The sequence below is a fragment of the Nocardiopsis deserti genome, assembly GCF_008638355.1.
GTDB classification, from domain to species: Bacteria; Actinomycetota; Actinomycetes; order Streptosporangiales; family Streptosporangiaceae; genus Nocardiopsis; species Nocardiopsis alborubida.
The window spans coordinates 1-25725 of record NZ_VWVS01000018.1; the positions used below are offsets into that span (position 1 = coordinate 1).

Genomic DNA, 25725 nt, shown 5'->3' on the forward strand with positions numbered 1-25725 from the left:
CTCCGAACGCACCCGCTTGTAGTGGTTGTACACCGCCACCGACAACGCCTTCTTGGCCTGCTCCTGACCGATCACATACGAGTCCAGGAACTCGTAGATCTCCCGAGGCTTGGGCAGAGAGTCCCAGGTGAGCTCGGTGGCGTCGGCGAGTTCCTCTTCGATGATCTCGTTGCACAGATCAATGCACTCATCGCAGATGTACACGCCGGGGCCGGCGATGAGCTTCTTCACCTGCTTCTGGCTCTTGCCGCAGAACGAGCACTTCAACAGGTCCCCGCCGTCGCCGATGCGTGCCACCCAGCCACTCCTCAAAACTAAGGCCGCCCCGTCGGTGCCGCTCGCGCGGGCAACCGCCCGGAAGTCGAAAATCTTCCGTGACCGTCCACAGCGGTGGTCACGGACGAGGCGATCTGTGTGTCGCTCTCCGTCAGACTAAGCGAAAAACCGGACCGGCTTCACCACCGGGCTCCCCCAGGCGGGTCATGGGCCGGTCCGGCCTGCGCTTCACCTCCGCCGGAACGACCTGCCCCGGCGCCGCGTGTGCGCGCCCGGTCAGACCGTCCGGCTGTGCCTCGACCCTGCTTCAGGACTTCAGGGAAGCCTTGCGGTAGGGCAGCACGAAGTCGATGATGCCGTAGTCCTTGGCCTCCTCGGCGGTGAGGATCTTGTCCCGCTCGATGTCCTTGGAGACCTGCTCGACGGAGTGCCCGGTGTGGCGGGCCAGGGTGGTCTCCAGCTGCGTACGGATACGGGTGATCTCGTTCGCCTGGATCTCGATGTCGCTGGCCTGGCCGTGCATGCCCTCGGTCGCGGGCTGGTGGATCAGGATGCGGGCGTTGGGCAGCGCACCGCGCTTGCCCGCCGTCCCGCCAGCGAGCAGGATCGCGGCGGCCGAGGCAGCCTGGCCGATGCACACCGTCTGGATGTCGGGGCGGACGAACTGCATCGTGTCGTAGATCGCCATGAGGGAGGTGAACGAGCCGCCCGGCGAGTTGATGTACATCTGGATGTCCCGCTCGGAGTCGAGCTGCTCCAGGGTGATGAGCTGGGCCATCAGGTCGTTGGCCGACGTGTCGTCGATCTGGACGCCGACGAAGATGATCCGCTCCTCGAAGAGCTTGTTGTACGGATTCATCTCCTTGACGCCGTAGGACGTCCGCTCCACGTAGGACGGCAGGACGTAGCGGCCCTGGGGGGCCATCGAGGCCGCGCCGCCGATGAGACTGGGGTTGAACTCGGTCATTTCACGCCTTCCACGCACTGCGCCGTTCCTGGGATGAGGTCCGACGGATCAACTCTGGGTTCGGCCCTGGGTCACGTCGAGGGTCCCTTCGAGGACCTCGTCGATGAATCCGTACTCCTTGGACTCCTGGGCCGTGAACCAGCGGTCGCGGTCGGCGTCCTTCTCGATCTGCTCGACCGTCTGGCCCGTGTGCTCGGAGATCTTCTCGATGAACATCTTCTTCACGTAGAGCAGCTGGTCGGCCAGGATGCGGATGTCGGAGGCGGTACCACCGATGCCGCCGGACGGCTGGTGCATCATGACGCGGGTGTGCGGCAGCGCGTAGCGCTTGCCCGGCGCCCCGGCGCACAGGAGCATCTGGCCCATGGACGCGGCCATACCGATACCCACGGTGCGCACGTCGTTGGGGATGTACTGCATGACGTCGTAGATCGCCATGCCCGCGGTCACGGAACCACCGGGCGAGTTGATGTACATGGTGATGTCCCGCTGGCGGTCCTCCGCGGACAGCAGCAGCAGCTCACCCACCAGGCGGTTGGCGATCTCGTCATCGACCTGCTGGCCGAGGAAGACGATTCGCTGGCGCAACAGGCGCTGAGGCGTCTGCTCAAGCAAAGGGGAAATCTGCGTCTCCGACGTACGGGCGTCGAAACGCGGGGACTCTTCAAAGGTCGACGGCACTCTCGTCACCTGCTCCGGAATCGAAACGGTTGCGATACAGCGACACTAACGCCGCGCGGCACCGCGCTCGTCCGGTTCGCGCCCCTGTTCGCTTTGAGCGCAGGGTGGCACGGTCCCCGTACAGCACGTTCTTCCACAGGCGAACACGACGCGGGCCCCGCCCGACCCGGAGGTCGGACGGGGCCCGTAGGCGCGAAGCCCGGGACTGCCCGGGGCCTACTTGGCCTCGTCGGCCTTGGCGTCGTCGGCCTTGGCCTCGGCGGCCTTGGCCTCGGCGGCCTTGGCGTCGTCGGCCTTGGCCTCGGCGGCCTCGTCCTCGGTGTCGCTCCCGGCGTCGTCCTCGACGGTCTCCAGGGCCTCACCGGCGGCGACGGCGGCGGCCTTGGCGGCCTCCTCCTCGGCGGTCTCCTGCTCGACGACGTTGCCGTCCTCGTCGGTGATCCGGGCACCGGCCAGGACCAGGTCCATGGCCTTGCCGCGGACGACCTCGGTGAAGGCGACGCGGATCTGGTTGGACTCGACCAGGTGCTGGGCCAGCTGGTCCGGGCTCACACCCATGCGCTGGGCCTGCTCGAAGACGTACTGGCTGAGCTCACCCTGGTCGGCGCTCAGGTCCTCCTGGATGGCCAGCTGGTCGAGGATGAACCCGGCCTTGACCGCGGAGCGGGCGCCGGTGGTCAGCTCCTCGTCGAACTCCTCCTCGGTCTTCTCCTGCGACTCGAGGTAGGCCTCCTTGGTGAGACCGCTCTGCGCGAGCTGCTGCTCCAGGCTCTGGCGGCGGCGGGTGATCTCCTCCTCCACGACCGTCTCGGGCAGCGGGATGTCGACGGAGTCGATCAGCTGCTCCAGGGCCTTGTCACGGGCGGCGGAGAGCTGCTGGAGGCGGCGGACCTCGCCCATGCGGTTGCGCACGTCCGCACGCAGCTCGTCGATGGTGTCGAACTCCGAGGCCAGCTGGGCGAACTCGTCGTCCAGCTCGGGCAGCTCCTTGACCTTCACGCTGTGCACGGTGACGGTGACGTCCGCCTCCTGGCCCTCGTGCTCACCACCGACGAGGGTGGTGGTGAAGGTGGTCTCGCCGCCGGCCTCCATGCCGCGCAGGGTCTCGTCGAGGCCCTCCAGCATGGTGTTGGTGCCGACCTCGTAGGAGTAGCCGCTGACCGCGACGTCCTCGAGCTTCTCACCGTCGATGGCGGCGGACAGGTCGATGGACAGGTGGTCGCCGTCCTCGACGGGGCGCTCCACGCCCACCAGGGTGGAGAAGCGCTCGCGCAGGGTGCCGATCTGCTCGTCGACCTGCTCGTCGGTCACCTCGGCGCTGTCAACGGTGACCTCGATGCCCTTGTAGTCCTCGACCTCGAACTTGGGGCGGACGTCGACCTCGGCCGTGAAGGCGAGCTCGTCGTTGTCCTCCAGCTTGGTGACCTCCACGTCGGGCTGGCCGAGCGCGAAGAGCTCCTCCTTCTGGATGGCTTCGTTGTAGAGCTCCGGAACGGCGTGGTTGACCGCTTCGCTGATCACCGCGCCGCGGCCGACGTAACGGTCGATCAGCCGCGCCGGCGCCTTGCCAGGGCGGAAGCCCTTGATCCGGACCTGCTTGGCGAGCGACTTGTAGGTCACGTCGAAAGCGTGATCGAGTTCCTCGAAGGGCACCTCGACGGTCAGCTTGACCCGGGTGGGGCTCAGCTCCTCGACATCGGTCTTCACGGGGCGGTACTCCTAGGTTTGCCGGCTGGTGTCCGCGTCGGCCCGCAGGCGCACCACACACAACGGCGAAAGGCACGCGCGCACCCCCGGGGTCTTTGACGACCGCATCCAGCTGGGGTGCCCTGCGACGGGCTGGGACTTACAGTTTCCTGCTGATCGCACCAAGTCTAGGGCAGATAGACAGGGGGCCACGGCGCACGGCCGGAGCCGCTGCCGCGGTGGTTTTTTCGTCGGGGTGGCGGGATTCGAACCCGCGGCCTCATGCTCCCAAAGCATGCGCGCTAACCAAGCTGCGCTACACCCCGTGTGCCGAACCAAGGATGGCACTCCTGAAAGGGGTGTGCGACCACGGCTCCGGAGACTGTAGTCTTGTCCCCGTCGGCTCCACGAGTCTAGAGGACACTCGAAGTCTCCGGTGCCACGCGGGCGTAGTTCAATGGTAGAACACCAGCCTTCCAAGCTGGCCATGCGAGTTCGATTCTCGTCGCCCGCTCCACTCGGGGCGAGCTGTGCACTCACGTGCCAGCTCGCTTCGCCATTTCCTCCGGGGGACGACCCCCGCACCCCCGCACACCACCCGGGCCGAGCCGCGCACTCACGTGCCAGCTCGCTTCGCCATTCCCTCCGGGGGACGACCCCCGCACCCCCGCACACCACCCGGGCCGAGCCGTGCACTCACGTGCCAGCTCGCTTCGCCATTTCCTCCGGGGGGCGACCCCCGCACCCCCGCACACCACCCGGGCCGAGCCGCGCACCGCATCTCCTGCCTCACCCTGCCATTCCCTCCAGAGGACAGCCCCGCCTTCTGTCAGGATTTCGGACGTTTCCGGCATTCCATTGGGCGACTCCTCCAGTGAGGTAGCTCACATTTTCGAGTCGCTCCCCCGCTCCGAGGACGAACCGTGTTCGGCCGGTGCGCCCCGAGAAGGAATACCCGTCCCGAACGGGTACGTTGACCTTTCGGGCGAGCCCGCGGGCGCGAACGGATCCGGGCGCCCTCAGGCCTGCCGAACGGGTGGTGGAATGACGGACACGGAAGCGACACGGGACCCCGGCACCGCGCTGAGCGCCCACTGGTTCGAGCGTCCCGACTCCCTGGTGCGACCGGCGGTCGTCACCGGGGCCTTCGACGTCCTGCACGTCGGACACGTCCGCTTCCTCCGGTCCATCGCCGACCGGGGGCTGCCCCTCGTGGTGGGTGTGGAGTCCGACGCGCGCGTACACGCCTGGAAGGGCCCGGGACGGCCCGTGAACCCCGCGGAGGAGCGGGCCGAGACCGTGGCCGCCCTGGCCTGCGTCACCGGCTCGTTCGTCATCGAGGGGCCGCCCGAGGTCGCCGACTGGTCCTCCTACGCCGAGGTCCTGCGCCCCCTGGCCCCCGCAGCCCTGGCCTACACCGCGGGGGACCGCTACACCCAGGCCAAGATCCGCGGCGCCGACGCGCTCGGCGCGCAGGCCTGGGAGCTGCCCTTCACCCCGGGCCGGTCCACCACCGCGGCTCTGGGCCGCCTCGCCCACTCCCTCTAGTACCGCCAGAACGCCCCCACCCGGCCCGTCGCGACGTCCGGCGGCCCCGCCCCCGCCCCGACGCGTCCGGGCCCCTCTCCGCGCGCCCACGCGGCCGGGGAAGCGGTGCACACGCACCGGTGTTGACGCTTGCGTGGCGCATAGGCAAGCAGAACGAGGCTGTTCATGACAATGATGTCCGGCAGGCCCTCCTACAGGGCCCTGGTCAACGACGGGAGCGCGAAGGGGCAGTCGCTGCCCCCCGGAATCACCCGGCGCATCATCTCCTACGCCCGCCCGCACTGGCGGGTGATCCTGTGCTTCCTGCTGGTGACGACGGTCGGCTCCGGGATCGTGGTCGCCAACCCGCTCCTGCTCAAGGCCATCATCGACCGTGGCATCCTGACCGGGAACACCGCGCTGGTGGTGTGGCTGGCGCTCGCCGCGGCGGGGCTGGCTGTGCTGGAGAGCGGGCTGACCCTGCTCGGCAGGTGGCTGTCCTCCCGGATCGGCGAGGGGGTCATCTACCAGCTGCGCACGCAGGTGTTCACCCACGTGCAGCGGATGCCGGTGGCCTTCTTCACCCGTACGCAGACGGGCTCGCTGATCAGCCGCCTGAACACGGACGTGGTGGGCGCGCAGCGGGCGATCACCTCGGTCCTGCAATCGGTGGTGTCCAACCTGGTCAGCGCGACCGCGGTGATCGTGACGATGCTCGCCCTGTCGTGGCAGGTGACGCTGATCGCGCTGGCCCTGGTCCCGCTGTTCGTGATCCCGGCCAAGGTGATCGGGCGGCGGTTGGCGCACATCTCCCGCGACGCGATGGACACCAACGCGGACATGAGCTCGCTGATGACGGAGCGGTTCAACGTCGGCGGGGCGATGCTGGTCAAGCTGTACGGACGCCCCGAGGAGGAGTCGGCGGGCTTCTCCCGGCGCGCGGCGCGGGTCCGGGAACTGGGCATCCGCCAGGCGGTGTTCGGCTCGCTGCTGTTCAGCCTGCTGGGCCTGATCACCGCGCTGGCGATGGCGATGGTCTACGGGGTCGGCGGTGTGCTGGCGATCGACGGGGCCTTCGAGGTGGGCACGCTGGTGGCGCTGACCACCCTGCTCGCCCGCCTGTACGGCCCGGTGACGACGCTGTCCAACGTGCACGTGGAGATCATGACCGCGCTGGTCTCCTTCGACCGGGTCTTCGAGGTGCTGGACCTGGAGCCGGGGATCAAGGAGAGCCCCGACGCCCGGGACCTGCCCGCGGGGCGGCTGGGCGTGGAGTTCGACAACGTGTCGTTCCGCTACCCGGGGGCGAAGGAGACGTCGGTGGCGTCGCTGGAGCTGACGCCGCAGGCGTCGGTGGACGAGGACACCCAGGTGCTGAGCGGGGTGTCGTTCCGTGCGGAGCCGGGGGCCATGGTGGCCCTGGTGGGGCCGTCCGGCGCGGGCAAGACGACGCTGACGCACCTGGTGTCGCGCCTGTACGACCCGACCGAGGGCCGTGTGCTCATGGGCGGGCTGGACCTGCGCGAGGCGACCGGCGACTCACTGCGCGAGGCGGTCGGCGTGGTCACCCAGGACGCGCAGCTGTTCCACGACACGGTGGGGGCGAACCTGCGGTACGCCCGGCCGGAGGCGACCGACGCCGAACTGGAGGAGGTGCTGCGGATGGCACGGCTGGGCACCCTCCTGGACCAATTGCCCAACGGGCTGGACACGATGGTCGGTGACCGCGGGTACCGGCTGTCCGGCGGTGAGAAGCAGCGGCTGGCGATCGCACGACTGCTACTGAAGGCTCCGTCGGTGGTGGTGCTGGACGAGGCGACGGCCCACCTGGACTCCGGGTCCGAGGCGGCCGTGCAGGAGGCGCTGTCCGTGGCGCTGGAGGGGCGGACCTCGCTGGTGATCGCGCACCGGCTGGCGACGGTGCGCGAGGCGGACCAGATCCTGGTGCTGGAGGACGGCCGGATCCTGGAGCGCGGCACGCACGACGATCTGCTGGACCAGGGCGGGCTGTACACGGCGCTGTACCGGACCCAGTTCGCGCCGCAGAGCCGTTAGCACCCGTGCCGGGGAACGACCGGTGGGACGGTTTCCGGCGCGGCCGGTCGACCGTCCGCCGGGGCCCCTCCGGCGCCGGGCGCGACGCGGCCGCCGGGGACTCCGAGTCAGTCCTTGCCGGACCTGCCGCCCTTCCCGTCCTTCGTGGGCTTCCCCGCCTTGGCCTTCTTGCCGTCCTCCTTGGACTTCTTGTCCTTCTTCTTCCCGCCGTCCTTCCTGGACTTCTTGTCCTTCTTCTTCCCGCCGTCCTTCCTGGACTTCTTGTCCTTCTTCTTCCCCGCCTTCCCGCCGTCCCCGTCCGGAGGGGCGGCGTTCCCGCGCTTCTCCTTCTTGCGCTCCTTCTTGGCCGCCTTGGAGTGCTTGGGCTTCTTGCGCTTCTTCTGCTTCTTGGCGTCCTTGGAGGTCACGTGGTCGGCCAGGAGCGCGGGCAGCGGTGCGATGCCGGGCCCGCCCTCGAAGATCCAGTCGTCGACGGCCTCGACCAGCTTGTCCTCGGTGACCTCCCCCAGCCACACCGGACGGCCTCCGGCGGCCCGCCCCGCCGAGGACGGCTGGACGACCACCACGTTGGCCTGGAAGCAGATGCCCAGGCACTTGCTGGTGCGGACGGGAACGCTGCGGCCGGAGTGGTCGTCGATGGCCCTGAGGCGGGCGAGCTGGGCCTTGTGGTCCACCCCTGGGACCTTCTTCCTGGTACCGCAGCAGCAGCCCCGGCACACCGTGAGCTGGCAGGGACGTCCTTCGACCGTGTCCACACCTCTCCCTCCGCACTCCCGCCGGACCACACGAACCGTTAGGTTCGCCTTACCTCATCAGCCTAATCCGTCGTCGGAACCTCCTGACCAGCGGGTACGCCATCGGGGCCGACCTCCTCCACCGGCACGCCCCCGTGTCCGGGTCCGGCGACCACCGCGGGGCGCCAGGTCTCGGGCAGCCCCGCCCCGCCGTCCCCGCCGTTCCATCCCGGCGCCCACACGAACGGCAGCCCGGCGGCGAACATCGGTCCCGGGCGGTCCATGAGCTGCACCCGCACCTGGGGCTCGGTGCAGGCGCCGGAGTTCCCGCAGCGGGCCACCGCCTGGCCGGCCCGGACGCGGTCGCCCCGGCGGACCGCCAGCGACCCGCGTTCCAGGTGGCCCAGGAGCACGTAGGCGCCGCCCACGTCGATCACCAGGTGGTTGCCGAGCGGTCCGGCCGGGCCGCGCAGCTCACGCAGCGTGTTCTCCACGACCGAGCCGAACAGCCACGGCCAGGAGTTGCGGCTGCGGTGGTCGCGCTGGCGCCCGTGCGCGGTCACCACCGTTCCGTCGGCGGGGGCGTACACGGGCTGGCCGAAGGCCGGGAAGTCGCCCGGCGGGCGGCTGAGCGGCCGCCAGCCGATGTCGGGGCGGGCGCCCGCGCCGGGTTCGGCGACCAGGCCGAGCGCGTGGGTCTGCCCGTAGGCGTGGCTGCCCTGGCTCGGCACGTTGTCCACGGGGCTGGTGAGCGCCATCCACCTGCCCCGCACCGGCGGCTCCAGTACCCGGGGCTCGCACCGCACGGTGCCCAGGCGCAGGTACACGGCCAGCGCGGCGGCGAACAGCGTGCCGCCCGCCCACCAGGAGAGGCCGAGGTAACCGGCGAGGAGGGCGAGGGTGGCCGCCCACATCAGCGGCATGCGGACCCTGGCGAGCAGCAGCGGCCAGCGGGGGACGGGGCGGCCGGAGGGGGCCGGGGGGCGGTGCGGGGCGGGTGAGGGCATCCCTCATTGTGGACGCCCCGCCCGCCCCGACCGAAGACGGGGCGCGTTACCTTCGGTTCTCCCCGTCCCCCCGGACCTCCCCGTCCTGCCGGGTCTCCCCGTCCCCGCGAGCGCGCTTGCGCAGGTACTCAGTCGCGGCTCCGGCGCCCCGGTCGATCCTGTCGTCGTGGGCGCCGCCGGTGGCCTTCTTCGCGGCTCTGGCGGCCTTGCCCACCAGACCCTGGGCCTGTTCGGCGTTGTCGTCGACGGCCTTCTTCAGCCGTTTGAACGCATCTCCGGTACCGGACATGGAATCCTCCCTCGATCCGTCCTGCCCTGTCGCGATACCCGGTTCCCGCCCCGTTCATGCCGGTGGGGCGTCCGGTGTCGGCGCGGGGACCAGGTCAGACGCCCAGGACCACGGTGGCGATGGAGAAGTAGATGAGCAGGCCCGTGGCGTCCACGATGGTGGTCACCATCGGCGAGGACACCACCGCCGGGTCCACACCCACCTTGCGGGCGAACAGCGGCATGGACGAGCCGATGACCGCCGCCCACGTGCACACCGCGATCACCGAGCACGCCACCACCACGGCGACGTCCACGCCCACCAGCAGGGAGCCGATGGCCAGGGCCAGCGCGGCGAGGAGGAGTCCCAGCAGCAGGCCGACCCGGGCCTCCTTCCAGATCACCGACGGCAGGTCGCGCACCCGGACCTCGCCGACGGCGAGGGCGCGCACGATCGCGGTGGCCGACTGGGCGCCGACGTTGCCGCCCGTGCCGATGAGCATCGGCACGAACAGGGCCAGGGCGGTGACCGCCTCCAGGGCCGACTCGAAGGCCTGCATCACGTTGACCGTGAGCGTGGCCGCCACGATGAGCAGCATCAGCCACACCGAGCGCGCACCGACCAGGCGCAGCACGCCGACGGACACGTAGTGCTCGCCGACCGGGCTCGCCCCTGACTGGAGGGCCATGTCCTCGGAGTCGGCGGCCTCGATGACCTCCAGGGCGTCGTCGAAGGTCAGCAGACCCACGAAGCGCTCCTCGGAGTCCACCACCGCCAGGGCGACCAGGTTGGCCTCCTGCATCAGGCGGGCGGCGTCCTCGACCGGCTCCGTGGCGCGCACGCGCGGCGCGAACACGTCCACGATGTCCTTGATCAGTCGTTCGTCGTCGCTGACCACCAGGTCGCCCAGCGTCACCGTCCCGACCATGCGTCGGCCGTCGCTGACCACCGGCAGGGTGTAGATGGTTTCGGCGTCCGCCCCCCTCGCGCGCACGACTTCCAGGGCGCGGCCCACCGCGAGGTCGCGGTGCAGGATGACCGTCTCGGGGGTCATGTACCGGCCGACGGAGTCCTCGGGGTAGCCCAGCAGGGCGGCGGTCATCCTGCGTTCGGCGGGGCTGAGCCCGGCCAGGGCGCGGGTGGCGATCTTGGCGGGCGCCTCTCCGATGAGACGGGCCCGGTCGTCCGGGTCCATCTCCTCCAGGATCTCGTGGAAGGCCGTGTCGCGCAGTCCCAGCAGGATGGACTGCTGCTGGCCGGGGTCGAGTTCCTCGAAGACCTCCAGCTCGCGGTCCTTGTCCAGGAGCCGGAAGGGGATGATCGCATCGCCGCCGTCCATGCGGGAGAGTTCGTCGGCGATCTCGTAGGGCCTGTGTTCGGCCAACCAGAGCCGGATACCGGTCAGGTCGTTGTTCTCGACCAGATCGATCAGTTCTTCAGCGCGCTCGCCTTCTGACATGCGAAGCACCCCCTCGCATTCTTCTGCGCCCGGTGGGAAGCACCACGGGCGGCACCGGATCCTGGGAAAAGCGGTGGGCCGGTGGTTCCACGGCCCCGCTCCGGTCCCGTCGTCACTGGTGTGGTGAACCGTGCGTCGGGTGGGTCTCCGGGGGCGGAAAAGGCGGGCACGGTGATCCGGGGACGTGTACGGTCTGACCGCCGTACGCGGGACGGGGAGCACTCCGACCCTACCCGTCGGAGCGGTCTGAGGGCACACCGGGCGATCCTTCCCCCACCAGAAGCAGCCGACGGGCGGGAGACGAAGCAGTCTGGGAACGCACCGGACGACCCCTCACCCACCAGAAGCGGCCGGCGGGCGGCGGGTCAGTCGCGCCAGAGGACGACCAGGGCGCAGTCGTCGTTCTTGTCCTTGCTGAGGGTGTCCACGATCTCGTCCGCTCCGGTGGCGAAACCGCGCGGGACGAGCTGCTCGGCCGCGCCGAGGAGGCGGTCGATCCCGGCGTCGAGGTCCTCGCCCGGGGTCTCGATGAGGCCGTCGGTGCAGAGCATGATGGCGTCACCGGGCCGGAGCCTGCCCTCGACGGAGGTGTAGGTCATCTCGGGGATGACCCCGAGGACCACGCCCTTGGCCTCGGTGGTGCTCCACAGCCCGCCGCCGCTGTCGTAGTGCAGCGCGGGCGGGTGCCCGGCGGAGGCGATCTGGTACTCGCCGGTGTCCAGGTCCACGCTCAGGTGCACGGCGGTGACGAAGCCCTCACCGCCGCTGTTGCGCATGAGGTAGTCGTTGCAGTGGGCCAGGAAGTCACGGGTGGGGACGGCCCCGATCAGGCCGCTGAAGGCGCCGGAGAGCAGCAGGGCCCGGGTTCCGGCGTCCACACCCTTGCCGGAGACGTCCACCACGGCCACGTCCAGCCGGTTCTCCCTGCGGATGGAGACGACGAAGTCACCGCCGAAGGACGAGCCGCCCGCCTGGCGAAGGACGGCGGTGCGCCCCCAGCCCTCGGGCAGTCCGGGCAGCCTGCCCTGGCGGCGCAGGCGGTCGCGCAGGTCCAGCAGCATCATCTCGCCGCTGAGTCCCTGGACGCCGAGGCGCTCGCGCACCCCCGACAGCAGGTAGGACAGCACCGCGGTGACGCCGATGGTGACCAGCAGGCCGGGGCCCACCTGGCCGAAGTCGAGCATGAAGGCGACGAAGAGCAGGACGGCGGCGACCACGGCCAGCAGGAAGGCCAGGCTCTTGCGTTTGAGGAGGAGGCCGCCCGCGAGGACGGTGAGGATGGTGGAGCTGGGCGGGAACCAGCCGGTGGGCCCCCACACGGCGCCGACGCCGACGCCGACGGCCAGGGCGACGAGGGTGATCAGGACGAGCCGGTAGCGGAACAGCACCTTGCGCCGGAGCACCGCGACGAGCCGCTGCGCGGTGGAGCGCAGTAGCCGGGTGGTCTTGGCGGTCGGTGTGGGCTTCATGTGTCCCCTGCATTGCACACCCGCTCACCAGCGGGGGTTCGGTTCTCGGACGGCACGGTCGGGATGGGCGCGGGGCCGCGTCGCCGCCGGGGGCCGGCGTACGGGGCGGTGTGGGGGACGCCCTGGCCGTGGTTGCCGGAGGTGCCGACCGGAGGGCACCGCCGCGCCGCGGGCAGTGAGACCCGCAACTGTGCACGAACTGTAGCGCGGGGGGTGTCGCCGTGGCACGTGCAACCAGCAGTGTTCTCCACCCAAACCGAGGATTTGGGTTCAGCCGATAACCGAGCGTGTGGATTCGGGCATCGTCCCGGCGTCCGAAACCCGTTCCGTAAGCCGGGATGTCCACCCCTCTCGGACGCTCCCTCGCCGCCGGGGCCCACCGCCGGTCGCCCGGTCGGGTCCACGCCCCGTCGGCGCGGTCCGGTCCCAGGCTCCCACGGGGCGGCGGCGCGGGCCAGGGTCCCCCGGCCCCCGGCCCGCGCCGGAGGTCGCTCCGCGCGTACGGACACCCCCGCGTGGGGCCTTCCGGCGCCGCACGGGAGGCGGTTCGGGCGCCCACGGGGTTCTGGAGGTGGCGGCGGGCGACGGTGTGGGCACGGGCCGTCTCACCGGAGGCACCGCTGTGCCCGCCTCAACCCGGTTCCCGCGTCGAAGGGCGCCCGAACAGGAAAGTGCTGCGCGCAGCGTCCGTTGAGGGCGGTGGCCCGCCCCGCCGCGGAGCGCACCCGGCGGGCGGTGGCGGGCCGAAGCGGAGCGGAGGTCCCCCAAAAAACACTGCTCAGGGAAGCGGGGGGAGCTCGCCGGTCTCCTCGTAGGCCGTCAGCATCGCGATGCGGCGGGTGTGCCGGTCCTCGTCGCTGTACGGGGTGGCGAGGAAGATCTCCACGAAACGGGTGGCCTCCTGCTCGGAGTGCATCCTCGCGCCGAGGCTGAGCACGTTGGCGTCGTTGTGCTCACGCGCCAGGCGGGCGGTGTCCTCGCTCCAGGCCAGGGCCGCGCGCACGCCCCTGACCTTGTTCGCGGCGATCTGCTCGCCGTTGCCGGAGCCGCCGATGACGACGCCCAGGGCGCCCTTGTCGGAGGCGGCCCCCTCGGCCGCGCGCAGCACGAAGGGCGGGTAGTCGTCCGCGGCGTCGTAGGCGGCGGGCCCGGCGTCGACGACGTCGTGGCCCTGCTCCCTCAGCCAGGAGACGAGGTGTTCTTTGAGCTCGTAGCCCGCATGATCTGATCCAAGGTAAACACGCACGGGTCCAGTCTGGCAGGTCACGGCGGTGACAAGCGCAGCGCCCCGCTCGCTGGGGCGAGGCGGGGCGCGGTGGTACTCGTGTCCCTCAGAGGGAGCCGGAGGCCGCAGCGGCGACACTCAGCCCGAGGACGGCGAAGAGGGCCATCGAGCCGATGGCGATCACGTTGTAGAGGACGATCGCCTTGAGGTCCTTACCGATCGGACCTGCCTTGGAGACCGCGGGCTTCTTGCTCAACTTCCACCTCGTTAGGGTTCGACCAGGGATATCCCGTCGGAAATTTTTCCACACCACACAACGTGGTTCTCACCGGGGCCGATTCCATGCGGGGAGCCGCGGGGACCGTGAGTCCGCGCACACCCGTCGACGGCCCCGCGGCACCGGGGCGTGCGCCGGGTTCCGCGGGGCCCGGCGCACGCTCGGCGTCACAGCTGGAGGGCCTTGACCTCGCAGAACTCCTCCAGGCCGTGGGCGCCCCACTCGCGGCCGTTGCCGGAGCGCTTGTAGCCGCCGAAGGGCGCGCGCGGGTTGAGGGCGCCGCCGTTGACCTCCACCTGTCCGGCCCGCAGGCGCCGGGCGACGGCCAGTCCCTGCTCGGGGTCGCCGGACCACACCGCGGCGTTGAGCCCGTACACGGTGTCGTTGGCGATGGCGACCGCCTCCTCCTCCGTGTCGTAGGGGATCAGGACCAGCACCGGGCCGAAGATCTCCTCCTGGGCGATGCGCATGTCGTTGCTCACGTCGGCGAAGACCGTCGGGCTGACGTAGTAGCCGTTCGCGTGGCCCTCGACCGGTTCGGGGCCGCCGGTGACCAGGCGGGCGCCCTCCTCCACCCCGAGCGCGAGGTAGGAGCGGACCCGCTCCAGCTGGTCGGCGGAGACCAGCGGGCCCATGCGGGTGGCCTCGTCCCCGGGGTCGCCGGGCGCGTACTTGGCAGCGGACTCGGCGGCCAGGGCGACCGCCTCCTCGTAGGAGTCGCGGTGCACCAGCATGCGGGTGAGCGCGTTGCAGCTCTGGCCGGTGTTGCGCATGACGTCGGCGACGCCGCGCTTGACCGCCTTGACCAGGTCGGCTCCGGGCAGGATGACGTTGGGGGACTTGCCGCCCAGCTCCAGGGCGACCTTCTTGACGGTCTCCGCGGCGACCTGGCTGACCCGGGTCCCGGCGCGCGTGGAGCCGGTGAAGGACACCATGTCCACGCGGGGGTGCGCGGCGATGGCCTCGCCGACGACCGGGCCGGTGCCCGACACCAGGTTGAACACGCCCGCGGGCAGGCCCGCCTCGTGGAACACCTCGGTGAGGGCGTAGGCGCTGAGCGGGGCGACCTCGCTGGGCTTGAGGACGACGGTGTTGCCCGCCAGGAGGGCGGGGACCACCTTGAGCACGATCTGGTGGAGCGGGTAGTTCCACGGGGTGATGGCGCCGACCACGCCGACGGGCTCGCGCACGATGAGCGAGTTGCCCACCCTCTCGCCGCCGAAGTAGCGCTCCCCGGTCTCCTCGACCAGGTCGATGTAGGTCTGGAACATGAGGGCGGGCAGGCCCGCCTGGACCTTGCGGGCGAACACCGCGGGAGCGCCCATGTCCCGGGTGAGTTCCGCGGCGATGTCGTCGACGCGGGCGTTGAACAGCTCCAGGGCCTTGGCCAGGTGGGTGACGCGCTGCCCGGGTGTGAGGGCGGACCAGGCGGGGAGGGCCGCCGCTGCCGCCGCGACCGCGGCGTCGACGTCCTCGGCCGCCCCGGCCGGAACGGTGTCGATGACCTGCTCGGTCGCCGGGTTGACCACGTCCAGTGCCTCACTGGAGGCGGAGTCGCGCCAGGCGCCGTCGATGTAGAGGGATCGCATGGCCCCACTGTCGCAGAACGGGATTCGGGTTGACCAGACCGGAACGCCGGGCCGGTGCTTTCCCCGATGCGGGGCGGCCGCCCGCCCCGCCCGCAGGGGCGCCTGGTCAGCTCCGGTGCGAGGGCGCCGGGGCTCGGCTCAGCTGCGGGCCCCGGCGGGGCCGGCCGTCGGGCCGGCGGCGCGCCCGGTCAGTCCCAGTGCGGGGGGCGCTCGGAGAGGAGGCGCGCGGTGGAGTCGTCGTCGGAGTCGCCCCAGCCGGGGCCCCTCTCGTCGCCGGTGGTGTCGGGCAGGATGTCGAGGTCGTCGAGGAAGTCGACCCTGCGCTCGTCGTCGGGTCCGGACACGGTCCCCCGCCCCCTTCGCGTTCGTCGCGGCGGACCCCTGCCCGCCGCCGGTGTTCGTCTCCAGTGTGCACCCGTCCCGGCGCGCCGCGGCTGTCCGCCCCGCCGGGCCGGGGCCGCGGGCCCCGTCCCGGCGGGCGCGGGTCAGTCGAAGACGGGATTCCGGGTGCGGGTCCGCTTGAGCTCGAAGAACCCGTCGGTCCCGGCGACCAGGAGCACGCCGTCCCAGAGCTTCCCGGCCGCCTCGCCGCGCGGGATCGGCGTGACGACCGGCCCGAAGAAGGCGGTGTCGGCGACCTGGACGACGGGGGTGCCCACGTCCTCGCCGACCAGCTTCATCGCCTCGGCGTGCGAGGCGCGCAGGGCCTCGTCGTACTCGGTGGACGCGCCCGCCTCGGCCAGGTCCTCGGGCAGCCCGACCTCGGCCAGCGCCGCGCGGACCGTGTCCGTGGTGCGCGACTCGCCGCCGTTGTGGAAGCGGGTGCCCAGGGCCGTGTACAGACCGCCCAGGACCTCGGGGCCGAAGCGCTGCTCGGCGGCGACGCACACCCGCACCGCCTCCCAGGACCTGTCGATGCTCTCGCGGTAGTCCTGGGGCAGGTCGCGTCCCTCGTTGAGCACGCCCAGGCTCATCACGTGCCAGCGCACGCGAACCGGTCGGACCTTCTCCACCTCGACGAGCCAGCGCGAGGTGATCCAGGCCCACGGGCACGCGGGGTCGAACCACATGTCCGCGTGGACGGTCTCCTGTCCGTCGCCGGAGTCGGGGGTCTGCGTCATCGCTGCTCCTCGGATCGCGAAAAGGTGTGCACACTTCGGGTCGTAGGAGTGCAACCCCGGTTATCGGTTGCGCATTCCGTCCCGGCGCGTGGCAGGATCGAGGCGAGTGGAAGACGACCTCCGGCCCCGACGACGCTCCACCCCAGGCGGCGGACTCGCCGTGGTCGGCAACGATCCGGCCGGCGACGACGGCGGCCGTGGAGGGAGCGTGGCGTGGCAGGGAACCTGACACGGGACGAGGCTCGTGAGCGGGCGCGGATTCTCAGCGTCGACTCCTACGCCGTGGAGCTGGACCTGACCACCGGTGCCGAGACCTTCAGGTCCACCACCGTGATCCGGTTCTCCAGTTCGGAGCCCGGGGCGCGGACGTTCGTCGAGCTGGCAGCCCCCGCGATCCGCGCGGCGACGCTGAACGGCGCCGAACTGGACGCGGCCGAGCTGTTCGACGGCGAGCGCCTCGTCCTCCCCGCAGTGGCCGCGGACAACGAGCTGACGGTCGTCGCCGACGCCGCGTACATGCGCACCGGCGAGGGCCTGCACCGGTTCGTGGACCCCGTCGACGACTCGGTGTACCTGTACACCCAGTTCGAGACGGCCGACGCGCACCGCATGTTCGCGTGCTTCGACCAGCCCGACCTCAAGGCGACCTTCGAGCTGACGGTGTTCGCTCCCCCCTCGTGGGAGGTCGTGTCCAACAGCGCGCCCGACGTGGAGCGCGAGGCCGCGGGCGAGGAGCGGGTGCGCTGGCACTTCCCGGCCACGCCGGTGATGTCCACCTACATCACCGCGCTGATCGCGGGCCCCTACCACGTGGTGCGCGACGAGCACGACGGCATCCCGCTGGGCCTGTACTGCCGCGCCTCGCTGGCCGAGCACCTGGACTCCGACGCCCTGTTCGAGGTCACCAAGCAGGGCTTCGACTTCTTCCACGGGCTGTTCGACCTGCGCTACCCGTTCGGCAAGTACGACCAGCTGTTCGTGCCCGAGTTCAACGCGGGCGCCATGGAGAACGCGGGCGCGGTCACGTTCCTGGAGGACTACGTCTTCCGCTCGCGGGTCACCGACGCCCGCTACGAGCGCCGCGCCGAGACGATCCTGCACGAGATGGCGCACATGTGGTTCGGCGACCTGGTCACCATGCGCTGGTGGGACGACCTGTGGCTGAACGAGTCGTTCGCGACCTACGCCAGCGTGTACTGCCAGGCCAACGCCACCAAGTGGACCGACGCCTGGACGACGTTCGCGAACGTGGAGAAGAGCTGGGCGCTGCGCCAGGACCAGCTGCCCTCCACCCACCCGGTCGCCGCCGACATGGTCGACATCCAGGCGGTCGAGGTCAACTTCGACGGCATCACCTACGCCAAGGGCGCCTCGGTGCTCAAGCAGCTCGCGGCGTACGTGGGCGTGGACGCGTTCTTCGCGGGCGTGCGCGCCTACTGCAAGGAGAACGCGTTCGGCAACACCGAGCTGCGGGACCTGCTCAAGCACCTGGAGGCCGCCTCGGGGCGCGACCTGTCGGGCTGGTCGCGCGACTGGCTGGAGACCACGGGCGTCAACACGATGCGCCCGGAGTTCGAGGTGGACGCCGAGGGCCGCTTCACCTCGTTCACCGTGCTCCAGGAGGCTCCGGCCGACCACCCGACGCTGCGCTCGCACCGTCTGGCGATCGGCCTGTACGACCGCACCGACGAGGGCGTCGTGCGCCGTGAGCGCGTGGAGCTGGACGTGCGCGGCGAGCGCACCGAGGTGCCGGAGCTGGTCGGCCGGGTCCGGCCGGACCTGGTCCTGATCAACGACGACGACCTGACCTTCACCAAGGTCCGTCTGGACGAGCGCTCCCTGCGCACCGTGGTGGAGTGCGTCGGCGAGATCCGCGAGTCCCTGCCCCGCGCGCTGGCCTTCGGCGCCGCCTGGGACATGACCCGCGACGGCGAGATGGCCGCCCGCGACTACGTCTCCCTGGTCATCTCCGGGATCAGCGGCGTGAACGACGTCATGGTCGCCCAGACCCTGCTGCGCCAGGCCAACACGGCGCTGCACATGTACGCCGACCCGGCGTGGCGCCCGTTCGGCTTCGAGCAGCTCTCCGAGCGGCTGCGCGAGCTGCTGACCGCGGCCGAGCCGGGTGGCGACCTCCAGCTGGCCTACACCAACGCGCTGGCCGCCTCGGCGGTGAGCGACGCCCACCTGTCCCTGGTCCAGGGCCTGCTGGACGGCGCGATCACCGTGGACGGGCTGGTCGTGGACACCGACCTGCGGTGGACGCTGCTGCGCCGCCTGGTCGCGACGGGCAAGGCCGGGGAGGCGGAGATCGCCGCCGAGCTGGAGCGCGACGCCACGGCGGCCGGGCAGCGCAACGCCGCCGGGGCCCGGGCCGCGATCCCCACCGCCGAGGCCAAGGCCGCGGCGTGGGAGCGGATCGTGGGCGAGGAGCTGGCCAACGCCGAGTTCCGCGCGGTCCTGCTGGGCTTCACCGAGCCGGGCCAGGCCGAGCTGTACCGGCCGTACGCGGAGAGGTACTTCGCGCAGCTGGGCCCGGCCTGGGAGAAGTGGACGGGCGAGTTCGCGCAGACCTTCGCCGAGGTGGTCTACCCGAGCGGTCTGGTGGAGGAGGCGACGCTGGAGCGCACGGACGCCTACATCGCCGGGTCCGACCCGGCCCCGGCGCTGCGCCGCCTGCTGGTCGAGGGCCGCGCGGGAGTGGAGCGGGCCCTGCGCGCCCGGGCCGCCGACATCGCCGCGGGCGAGCGCCAGAAGTAGGGCGGAGAAGCGGCGCGCCCGCTCCGCCGTCGCAGGCGGGGCGGGCGCGCCCGCGTGTTCGGCCCCGGCCGTGCGGGCCGCTTCCGGGCGAAGGCCAGGGACCGCCCCGCGCGCGTCCGTCGGAGGCACCTGCCCCGGTGTCCGGTTCCGGGACCGAAAGGGCGCACCGGCCCAGACACCCGCCACCGTGATCTTGTACTTACAGCCGATCTCGGCCGCCGAGACTCGCCACGAGTACAAGATCAACTCAGGCCAGGACCCCTCGCGTCACACCGGCAACGGTTCCGGGTCCGCTAGGAGGCGCGGTCACGGCCGCCGACCGCTCCGAGGGTGCGACGGATGCGCGCCACCATGCGCGGGTCGGCGAGCAGTTCGTCCACCAGGACCGGCTCGCCCTCGCCGCTGGTGAGCGGGATGCGCCAGTTCGGGTACTCGTCGCTGGTGCCGGGCTGGTTCTGCATGCGCCGCTCCCCCACCACGTCGGTGAGCGCGACCCCGATCATGCGGGCGGGGGTGGCCACCAGGTAGGCGTGCATGGCCGCCACCACGGCGGCCGGGTCGGCCACCGGGTCGACGTCGTCGTCGAGCAGGCCCAGCTCCACCAGGAGCTCGCGCCAGCGCTCCACCCGGGACTCGGCGTCGGCGCGCTCCTCCTCCACGGGGCGGCCGAGCAGCCCCAGCCGGTCGCGCAGCTCCACGTGCTCGGTGGACAGGAACGACGCCACCGGCGGCAGGTCGTGGGTGGCGACCGTGGCCAGGCAGTCGGTGCGCCACTCCCCCGGCGGGCGCGGGCGTCCGTCGGCGTCCTGCTCGAACCACAGCACGGAGGTGCCCAGGACCCCGCGGTCGGCGAGGTGCCCGCGCACCCACGGCTCCACGGTGCCCAGGTCCTCCCCGACCACGACGGCGTCCGCCCGGTGGGCGGCCAGGGCGAGCGTGCCCACCATGCCCTCGTGGTCGAACCTGACGTAGGCGCCCTCGGCCGCGGAGGCGCCCTCGGGCACGCACCAGAGCCGGAACATGCCCATGACGTGGTCGATGCGGACCCCGCCCGCGTAGCGGAACGCCTGGGCGAGGATCTGGCGGAACGGTTCGTAGCCGCGCTCGGCCAGGTGCCGGGGGTGCCAGGGCGGCTGTCCCCAGTCCTGCCCCTGCTGGTTGAACTCGTCCGGGGGCGCACCCACGTGCAGTCCGGGCACGAGCGCGTTCCCGTACATCCACGCGTCCGCGCCGCCCGCCTGCACGCCGATCGCCAGGTCGTGCACGATGCCGACGGCCATCCCGCCGGTCTCGGCGGTGGTCTGCGCCTGGGAGAGCTGCTCGTCGAGGATCCACTGGAGCCAGCGGTGGAACTCCACGGCGGGCCACCGGCGCAGGGCCTCCTCGCCGACGGCGCGGCTGTGGACCGCGCGCAGCCCGTGCGGCCAGGCCCGGTAGTCGGTGCCGTGCTGCTCGGCCAGGGCCGACCAGGTGGCGAACTCGACCAGCGGTCGGCCCTCGCGTTCGAGGTAGGCGCGCAGAGAGGCCTCGCGGCCGGGGGCGCGGGGCGACTCGAAGAGCACCTCCAGGGCGGCGCGCTTGGCCCTCCACACGGAGTCGCGGTCGAGGAGGTCGGCGGTGCGGCCGCGTTCGCGCAGCGGCCGGGCCAGGCGCTGGATGCCCTCGCGCTGGGCGGGGTCGAGCCGGGCGTACTCGGGCACGTCCTCGATGCGGATGTAGAGGGGGCTGGCGTAGCGGCGGCTCACCGGCAGGTAGGGCGAGGGCTCCACCGGGGGCAGCGGCTCGGTGGCGTGCACCGGGTTGATCAGGGTGAAGTCGGCGCCCAGGTCGCGTGCGCTCCAGTCGGTGAGCTCTGCGAGGTCGCGCAGGTCACCGGTGCCCCAGGAGGCGCGGGAGCGCACGCTGTAGACCTGGGCCATGATCCCCCACAGGCGCGGGTTGTCCCTGAGCGCGCTGGGTTCGATGCGGTCGGGGGCCACGAGCAGGGGCGCGGTGCGCTCGGCGGAGCCGTCGGTGACGCGCAGGGTGTGCACGCCCAGCGGTAGTCCCGGGCCGAAGGGCAGCAGGGAGCCGCCGGAGGTCTCGACGACGCTGCGCGCCCCCTCGGGGAGCACCAGGTCGGGCGCCTTGCCCTCGCGGACGACCACCGCGGGCGGCAGCGGGCCCGGGGCGGCCCCGGGGCCCGGGACCGACGGGTCCACGCCCAGGGCGGCCAGGACATGGCGAATGGTGTCGGGACTGACCGGGACCCTGCGCCCCCGCCAGTCCTCGTAGGTCGTCGCGACTCCGTGCTGCTCTGCCAACCGTGCCAGCTGAACGTCCCTCACAGAATCCGATCATGCCCTACCAGGGCCTCCGTACACCGGAGGCCGTTCCGGCGTGGGACCAGAACGTGTCCCGGGTGCGGGCCGATAACGGTTCCCCGTGCGGCGCCTCCGGACTGTCCAGCACGTACAAAGGAGCGCCCTGTACGGGCCGTCAAAGCGATCGCCGTACGTCCTCGACATCTGCATAATCGGGGTGTGCTCGCGAACTACCGGCGGCTCTTCGCCGTCCCCCACGTCCTGCCCCTGCTGGCCTGGTCCCTGGCCGCGCGCTTCTACATGCCGGGGCTGATGATCGCGGTCACCTTTCTGGTGGAGGGGTGGACCGACTCCTACACCCTGGCCGGACTGGTCGCGGGCGCCTTCACCCTGGGCATGGCGCTGGTGGGGCCGCTGCGCGGGCGGATGGCCGACCGGGGCGGCACCGACCGGCTGGTGCTGGTGTGCGGCGTGGTGTTCAGCGCGGGTCTGCTGGGCCTGGTCCTGCTCCCCGCGCAGCTGTGGTGGCTCTCGCTCCCGCTCGCGCTGGGCACCGGAGCCTTCGGCTCCCCGGCGAACCAGATCGTGCGGGCGCTGTGGCCGCGGCTGACGCGCGGCCCCGAACGGCAGGCGATCTACGCGGCCGAGGCGACCACCCAGGAGCTGCTCTTCGTCTTCTCCCCGATCATGACCGCGGGCGTGGTGGCCTTCGCCGGTGCGCGCTGGGCGCTGGTGCTGCTGTCGGTGGTGGCGCTGCTCGGCTCGGTCGGGTTCGCACTCGGGCTGCGGCGGGCCGGGGTGACCGGTCCCCCGCCGACCGAGGAGGGAGTCGGGGAGGAGCCGCGGGGTCCCCGCCGGAGCCTGCTGCGCAGCCCGGCGCTGGTGGCGCTGTTCCTCATGTGTCTGCTGATGGTCAGCGGGATCATGAGCGTGGACCTGGTGATCGTGGCGTGGGCCAACGAGCTCGGCGCCCCGCAGTACGTGATGGTGCTGGCCTCGGTGTGGGCGCTGGGATCGCTGGTGGGCGGGGCCATCGCGGGCGCGCTGCGCGGCCGTCCCCACCTGGTGCGCCGCTGCTTCGGCTCGGCGCTGGGCGTGGCGGTGCTGGTGCCGTTCGTGCCGCCGATCGCGCAGCTGCCGACGCCGCTGCTGGTCACACCGCTGCTGTTCCTGTCCGGTATGGCGCTGGCGCCGACCCTGGCCGCGGTCATGGGCCGTCTGGGCGACCTGGCCCCCGCGCGTCGGCGGGCCGAGGCCTTCGGGTGGATGTCCACGGCGCTGGGCGTGGGCGGGGCGGTGGCCGGTCCGCTGTCCGGCGGCCTGATCGACCTCATGGGGATCGCGGGCGGCATGCTGGGGGCCGCGCTGCTGGTGCTGGTGTCGGCGCTGCTGAGCCTGTTCGTGCCCGAGCCGCGTCCCGAGACCGACGAGGGGTCGGGCGGCCCCGCCGTCGAGGACGTCGGGAGCGTGCTGGAGGCCCCGCCGGTGCACGGCGCGGCGGCGGGCGTCGAGGCGGCCGCCGTGCCCGACGAGTCCCGTTAGCGGACCGGCCAGAAACGTTGCTGGTGTGTCACGAGAGCTCTGAACTGCGTCTCAGCGGGGTTGGACGGTCAGGACGCGCTATGAGTACGGGATCACGGCGGAGGGGCGGGCCCGGGGCGCTCAGCCGACGCGGACCGGCGCGGCGCGACGGGCCCACGGGCGCGCGCGTTCGAGCTGCGCGGACAGCGACAGCAGTGTGCCCTCGCCGCCCATGCGGCCGGTGAGCATGACGCCGATCGGCAGCCCCTCGGGCGACCAGTGCAGGGGGACGCTGACCGAGGGCTGGCCCGAGACGTTGTAGACCGAGGTGAAGGGCGCGAACGCGGTCATCCGCCGGAACTCCTCCTCGGGGCCGTCGCCGGTGAAGTGCCCCAGCGGAACCGGGGGCGTGGCCAGCACGGGCGAGAGCACCGCGTCGAGGGGCTCGGTCGCGGCGACGAGGGAGCGGACGCCGCGCTGGAGGCGGGCGCAGGCGGCGATGTAGTCGGGGACGGGCGTGGCGCGGGCCCGCCCGCGCAGCCACCGGTTGAGGGGGCTCAGCTCGGCCTCGCGGGCGGGGTCGACCGGCGTGGCCGAGGCCATCGCCGCCCAGACCACCCCGAAGTCCGCCATGAAGGAGCCGCCGAAGTGGGCGTCCCCGGGGGCGGGGACCTCCTCCACCTGGTGTCCCAGGTCGGTCAGGAGGCGGACGGCCTCCTCGTGTGCGGCCAGGACGTGGGGGTGCACGGGGATCCCGGCGGAGCCGGTGGTGGCGTGGCAGCCGATGCGCAGGCGCCCGGGTTCGCGGCCCACGTGGTCGGCGAACGTCTCGCCCGGCGGCAGGGGCGGTGCGGTGAAGTGGTCGCCCGGTCCGGAGAAGGCCATGGCGTCCAGGAGGAGGGCGGCGTCGCGGACGCCGCGGGTGAGGGGTCCGGCGGTGGACAGGCCCGCGAGGTCGGGTTTGAGGGGCGCACCGGAGATCCGGCCGCGGGTGGGCTTGAGGCCGAAGAGCCCGCACGCGCTGGCGGGGATGCGGATCGAGCCGCCGCCGTCGCTGCCCTGGGCCGCGGGGGCGAGTCCGGCGGCGACGGCCGCCGCGGCGCCTCCGCTGGAGCCGCCCGGGGACAGGTCGGTGTTCCAGGGGTTGCGGGAGGGCGGGGCGACGGTGTTCTCGGTGTAGCAGCTCGACCCGAACTCGGGGGTGTTGGTCTTTCCCGGCAGGACCGCGCCCGCGGCGCGCAGCCGGGCGACCATGCCGGAGTCGGTCGGGGCGACGGCGTCGCGGAAGACCGGCGAGCCCTGGGTCATGCGGACCCCGGCGACCGGGTCGAGGTCCTTGACGGGCACGGGGAGCCCGAGGAGGGGCGGCAAGGCGTCTGGCGTGTCGGCCATCACCCGGTTCTGCGCGTAACGGGCTTGTTCGAGCGCCTTTTCCGGGGTGACCGTAATGTACGCACCGACGAGGTGGTCATACCGCTCGATCCGGTCCAGGAAGTGCTCAGTGATCTCAGTAGGCGACAACTCACGACTGCGGACCATCGCGAGGAGGCGGTGGGCCGGAAGGTCATGGATCTGGGTCATGGCGGGCCAGGTTAGCGGGCACACCGCAGGGCACCGCGGGGAGGACCCGCTTCTCCAGAGAGACTGACCAAAAGGTAAGCATTCCCTGTCCTGAGGCGGCCGACACGCTTACGCGCCAAGGAACAGGGGATAGAAAAGTGTGAGAAGTAATGCACTAGGACTCGGATATGGATCGAACTAACCTGTCCGACGTGAAATCGGCTACCAGAGTGAACGGCTCCACTCCATCGTCCGAGGGACCGGACCGCGAAAGGCCCGAATCCCTCTTTTTCCCCAACCAGAGAAAAAAGAAGGGCACCTCGGGCGGCAAGGCGGTCTACGGCGCCCTGCGGTCCAACCAGACCGCCCGCAGGTGGGTGGTACGCGGCGGCGTCGCCACCGTGGTGGCCGTCCTGGTCGGCCTGCTCACCACCGACTGGAGGACCGGCGTCACCTTCGGCGTCCTCACCCTGGCCGGGATCATGGTGTACGCCTCCCGGCGCGAGTCGGAGATCCCGCGCTGGCGCAAGCCCTCGGCGGCCCAGCGCAAGACCGAGGCACAGCTCAAGGTGATGAAGCAGCTCGGCTACCGCGTCCTGCACGCGCGCGCGGTGCCTGGCGGCAACGGCCAGATCGACCACTTCATCGTGGGCCGACGGGGCGCGTTCGCCATCGACTCCGAGTCGTGGGACAAGCGGCTTCCGCTGCGCAACAAGCTGGAGAAGCTCTACCACGGGCGGTTCAGCAAGAACGAGCGCATCGACGAGGCCCTGGAGGAGGCCAAGCGGGCGCAGGACCTGATCAGCTCCGAACTGGGGCGCGAGATCAAGGTGCGCGCGTCGCTGGCCATCTACGGCCCCGGCATGCCCTGGGACAGCCACCGGCTGCGGGGCGTGGACATCATCACCGGCACCAAGGTCCGCAAGTGGCTGCGCAGCGGCCGGGACCGCCTGACCGAGAAGGAGATCGAGGAGATCTACCAGGCCGCGCTGAAGGCCCTGCCGCCCAGGTACTGAGACGCTCCCACCCCCCTGACACAGCTCCGGCCCGGGACGGACCACAGCTCCGTGGCACCCGGGCCCTCCTGTGTCCAGGGCCTTCTCGCTCCCCCGCCCCGGCCGCGAACCGGCCCGCACCCGACTCTCCCACCACGGTCGTCTCACGATCCGGATAGCCCGTCTTCCAGTACGAGACCAGACCGGTACGGCGAAGGACTACCATCGAGGGGAAACACCCGCAA

At 71.6% G+C, this 25725-nt stretch carries 21 protein-coding genes and 2 tRNA genes; 6 read left to right on the top strand and 17 right to left on the bottom strand.

What is annotated here, in order from left to right; all coding sequences use genetic code 11:
• The 5 genes from FYW99_RS23950 to FYW99_RS23970 form a co-directional block, all read right to left on the bottom strand.
• On the bottom strand, nt 1–297 hold a 297-nt coding region (locus FYW99_RS23950), incomplete at its 3' end, for a ClpX C4-type zinc finger protein (RefSeq protein WP_312038756.1).
• Nucleotides 298–583: 286 nt separating this feature from the next.
• Nucleotides 584–1243 (bottom strand): ATP-dependent Clp protease proteolytic subunit, encoded by a 660-nt coding sequence (locus FYW99_RS23955; protein WP_150254294.1) that lies wholly within the window; start codon nt 1241–1243, stop codon nt 584–586.
• 48 nt (nt 1244–1291) lie between these two features.
• Entirely contained in the window at nt 1292–1924 is a 633-nt protein-coding gene (locus FYW99_RS23960; protein ID WP_082768643.1) for a ClpP family protease, read from the bottom strand.
• A gap of 216 nt (nt 1925–2140) precedes the next feature.
• The gene (tig, locus tag FYW99_RS23965) at nt 2141–3631 is read right to left on the bottom strand and encodes a trigger factor (protein WP_150254295.1); all 1491 of its coding nucleotides are present in this window, start codon (nt 3629–3631) and stop codon (nt 2141–2143) included.
• A 230-nt stretch (nt 3632–3861) separates the two neighbouring features.
• Nucleotides 3862–3936: transfer RNA gene (locus tag FYW99_RS23970), tRNA-Pro, on the bottom strand.
• Between the two features lie 117 nt (nt 3937–4053).
• On the opposite strand from FYW99_RS23970, the gene FYW99_RS23975 reads away from it, so the two are divergent.
• The 3 genes from FYW99_RS23975 (at nt 4054) to FYW99_RS23985 (ending at nt 7192) form a co-directional block, all read left to right on the top strand.
• A tRNA-Gly gene (locus FYW99_RS23975) sits at nt 4054–4127 on the top strand.
• 527 nt (nt 4128–4654) lie between these two features.
• Nucleotides 4655–5158, top strand: coding sequence for an adenylyltransferase/cytidyltransferase family protein (locus tag FYW99_RS23980; RefSeq protein ID WP_150254296.1), 504 nt, complete (start codon nt 4655–4657; stop codon nt 5156–5158).
• Nucleotides 5159–5329: 171 nt separating this feature from the next.
• Entirely contained in the window at nt 5330–7192 is a 1863-nt protein-coding gene (locus FYW99_RS23985; RefSeq protein WP_150254404.1) for an ABC transporter ATP-binding protein, read from the top strand.
• A 107-nt stretch (nt 7193–7299) separates the two neighbouring features.
• Here the strand turns inward: FYW99_RS23985 and FYW99_RS23990 are convergent, their stop codons facing one another.
• The 10 genes from FYW99_RS23990 to FYW99_RS24025 form a co-directional block, all read right to left on the bottom strand.
• Nucleotides 7300–7866 carry a (2Fe-2S) ferredoxin domain-containing protein gene (locus FYW99_RS23990; protein ID WP_223839485.1) on the bottom strand — a complete coding sequence of 189 codons (567 nt, stop codon included), beginning with the start codon at nt 7864–7866 and terminating at the stop codon, nt 7300–7302.
• A 143-nt stretch (nt 7867–8009) separates the two neighbouring features.
• Complete coding sequence (locus tag FYW99_RS23995) at nt 8010–8933, bottom strand: M23 family metallopeptidase (RefSeq protein WP_150254298.1); 924 nt, start codon at nt 8931–8933, stop codon at nt 8010–8012.
• Between the two features lie 46 nt (nt 8934–8979).
• A complete protein-coding gene (locus FYW99_RS24000) occupies nt 8980–9222 on the bottom strand; it encodes an Rv0909 family putative TA system antitoxin (RefSeq protein WP_150254299.1) in 243 nt (80 codons plus the stop codon).
• Between the two features lie 94 nt (nt 9223–9316).
• The gene (gene mgtE, locus FYW99_RS24005) at nt 9317–10660 is read right to left on the bottom strand and encodes a magnesium transporter (RefSeq protein WP_150254300.1); all 1344 of its coding nucleotides are present in this window, start codon (nt 10658–10660) and stop codon (nt 9317–9319) included.
• 365 nt (nt 10661–11025) lie between these two features.
• The gene (locus FYW99_RS24010; protein ID WP_150254301.1) at nt 11026–12129 is read right to left on the bottom strand and encodes a PP2C family protein-serine/threonine phosphatase; all 1104 of its coding nucleotides are present in this window, start codon (nt 12127–12129) and stop codon (nt 11026–11028) included.
• A gap of 778 nt (nt 12130–12907) precedes the next feature.
• Nucleotides 12908–13375 carry a ribose-5-phosphate isomerase gene (locus FYW99_RS24015; protein ID WP_150254302.1) on the bottom strand — a complete coding sequence of 156 codons (468 nt, stop codon included), beginning with the start codon at nt 13373–13375 and terminating at the stop codon, nt 12908–12910.
• Between the two features lie 85 nt (nt 13376–13460).
• Nucleotides 13461–13610: a hypothetical protein gene (locus tag FYW99_RS31920; protein WP_168444188.1), complete on the bottom strand. Its 150-nt coding sequence runs from the start codon at nt 13608–13610 to the stop codon at nt 13461–13463.
• A gap of 188 nt (nt 13611–13798) precedes the next feature.
• Complete coding sequence (locus FYW99_RS24020; protein ID WP_150254303.1) at nt 13799–15220, bottom strand: aldehyde dehydrogenase family protein; 1422 nt, start codon at nt 15218–15220, stop codon at nt 13799–13801.
• 188 nt (nt 15221–15408) lie between these two features.
• On the bottom strand, nt 15409–15564 hold the full coding sequence (locus FYW99_RS31925) for a hypothetical protein (protein WP_168444187.1): 156 nt from the start codon (nt 15562–15564) through the stop codon (nt 15409–15411).
• A gap of 141 nt (nt 15565–15705) precedes the next feature.
• Nucleotides 15706–16341, bottom strand: coding sequence for a mycothiol-dependent nitroreductase Rv2466c family protein (locus tag FYW99_RS24025; RefSeq protein WP_150254304.1), 636 nt, complete (start codon nt 16339–16341; stop codon nt 15706–15708).
• 213 nt (nt 16342–16554) lie between these two features.
• On the opposite strand from FYW99_RS24025, the gene pepN reads away from it, so the two are divergent.
• Nucleotides 16555–19101, top strand: coding sequence for an aminopeptidase N (gene pepN, locus FYW99_RS24030; protein WP_150254305.1), 2547 nt, complete (start codon nt 16555–16557; stop codon nt 19099–19101).
• 293 nt (nt 19102–19394) lie between these two features.
• On the opposite strand, the gene malQ is transcribed toward pepN, so the two are convergent.
• Nucleotides 19395–21428 (bottom strand): 4-alpha-glucanotransferase, encoded by a 2034-nt coding sequence (gene malQ, locus FYW99_RS24035; protein ID WP_150254306.1) that lies wholly within the window; start codon nt 21426–21428, stop codon nt 19395–19397.
• Between the two features lie 195 nt (nt 21429–21623).
• On the opposite strand from malQ, the gene FYW99_RS24040 reads away from it, so the two are divergent.
• Nucleotides 21624–22946 carry an MFS transporter gene (locus FYW99_RS24040; RefSeq protein ID WP_150254307.1) on the top strand — a complete coding sequence of 441 codons (1323 nt, stop codon included), beginning with the start codon at nt 21624–21626 and terminating at the stop codon, nt 22944–22946.
• Nucleotides 22947–23066: 120 nt separating this feature from the next.
• Here the strand turns inward: FYW99_RS24040 and FYW99_RS24045 are convergent, their stop codons facing one another.
• A complete protein-coding gene (locus FYW99_RS24045; RefSeq protein ID WP_150254308.1) occupies nt 23067–24506 on the bottom strand; it encodes an amidase in 1440 nt (479 codons plus the stop codon).
• A gap of 209 nt (nt 24507–24715) precedes the next feature.
• Here FYW99_RS24045 and FYW99_RS24050 point away from each other — a divergent pair, with 209 nt between their 5' ends.
• On the top strand, nt 24716–25501 hold the full coding sequence (locus FYW99_RS24050) for a nuclease-related domain-containing protein (protein ID WP_150254405.1): 786 nt from the start codon (nt 24716–24718) through the stop codon (nt 25499–25501).
• The last annotated feature ends 224 nt before the right edge of the window (nt 25502–25725 follow it).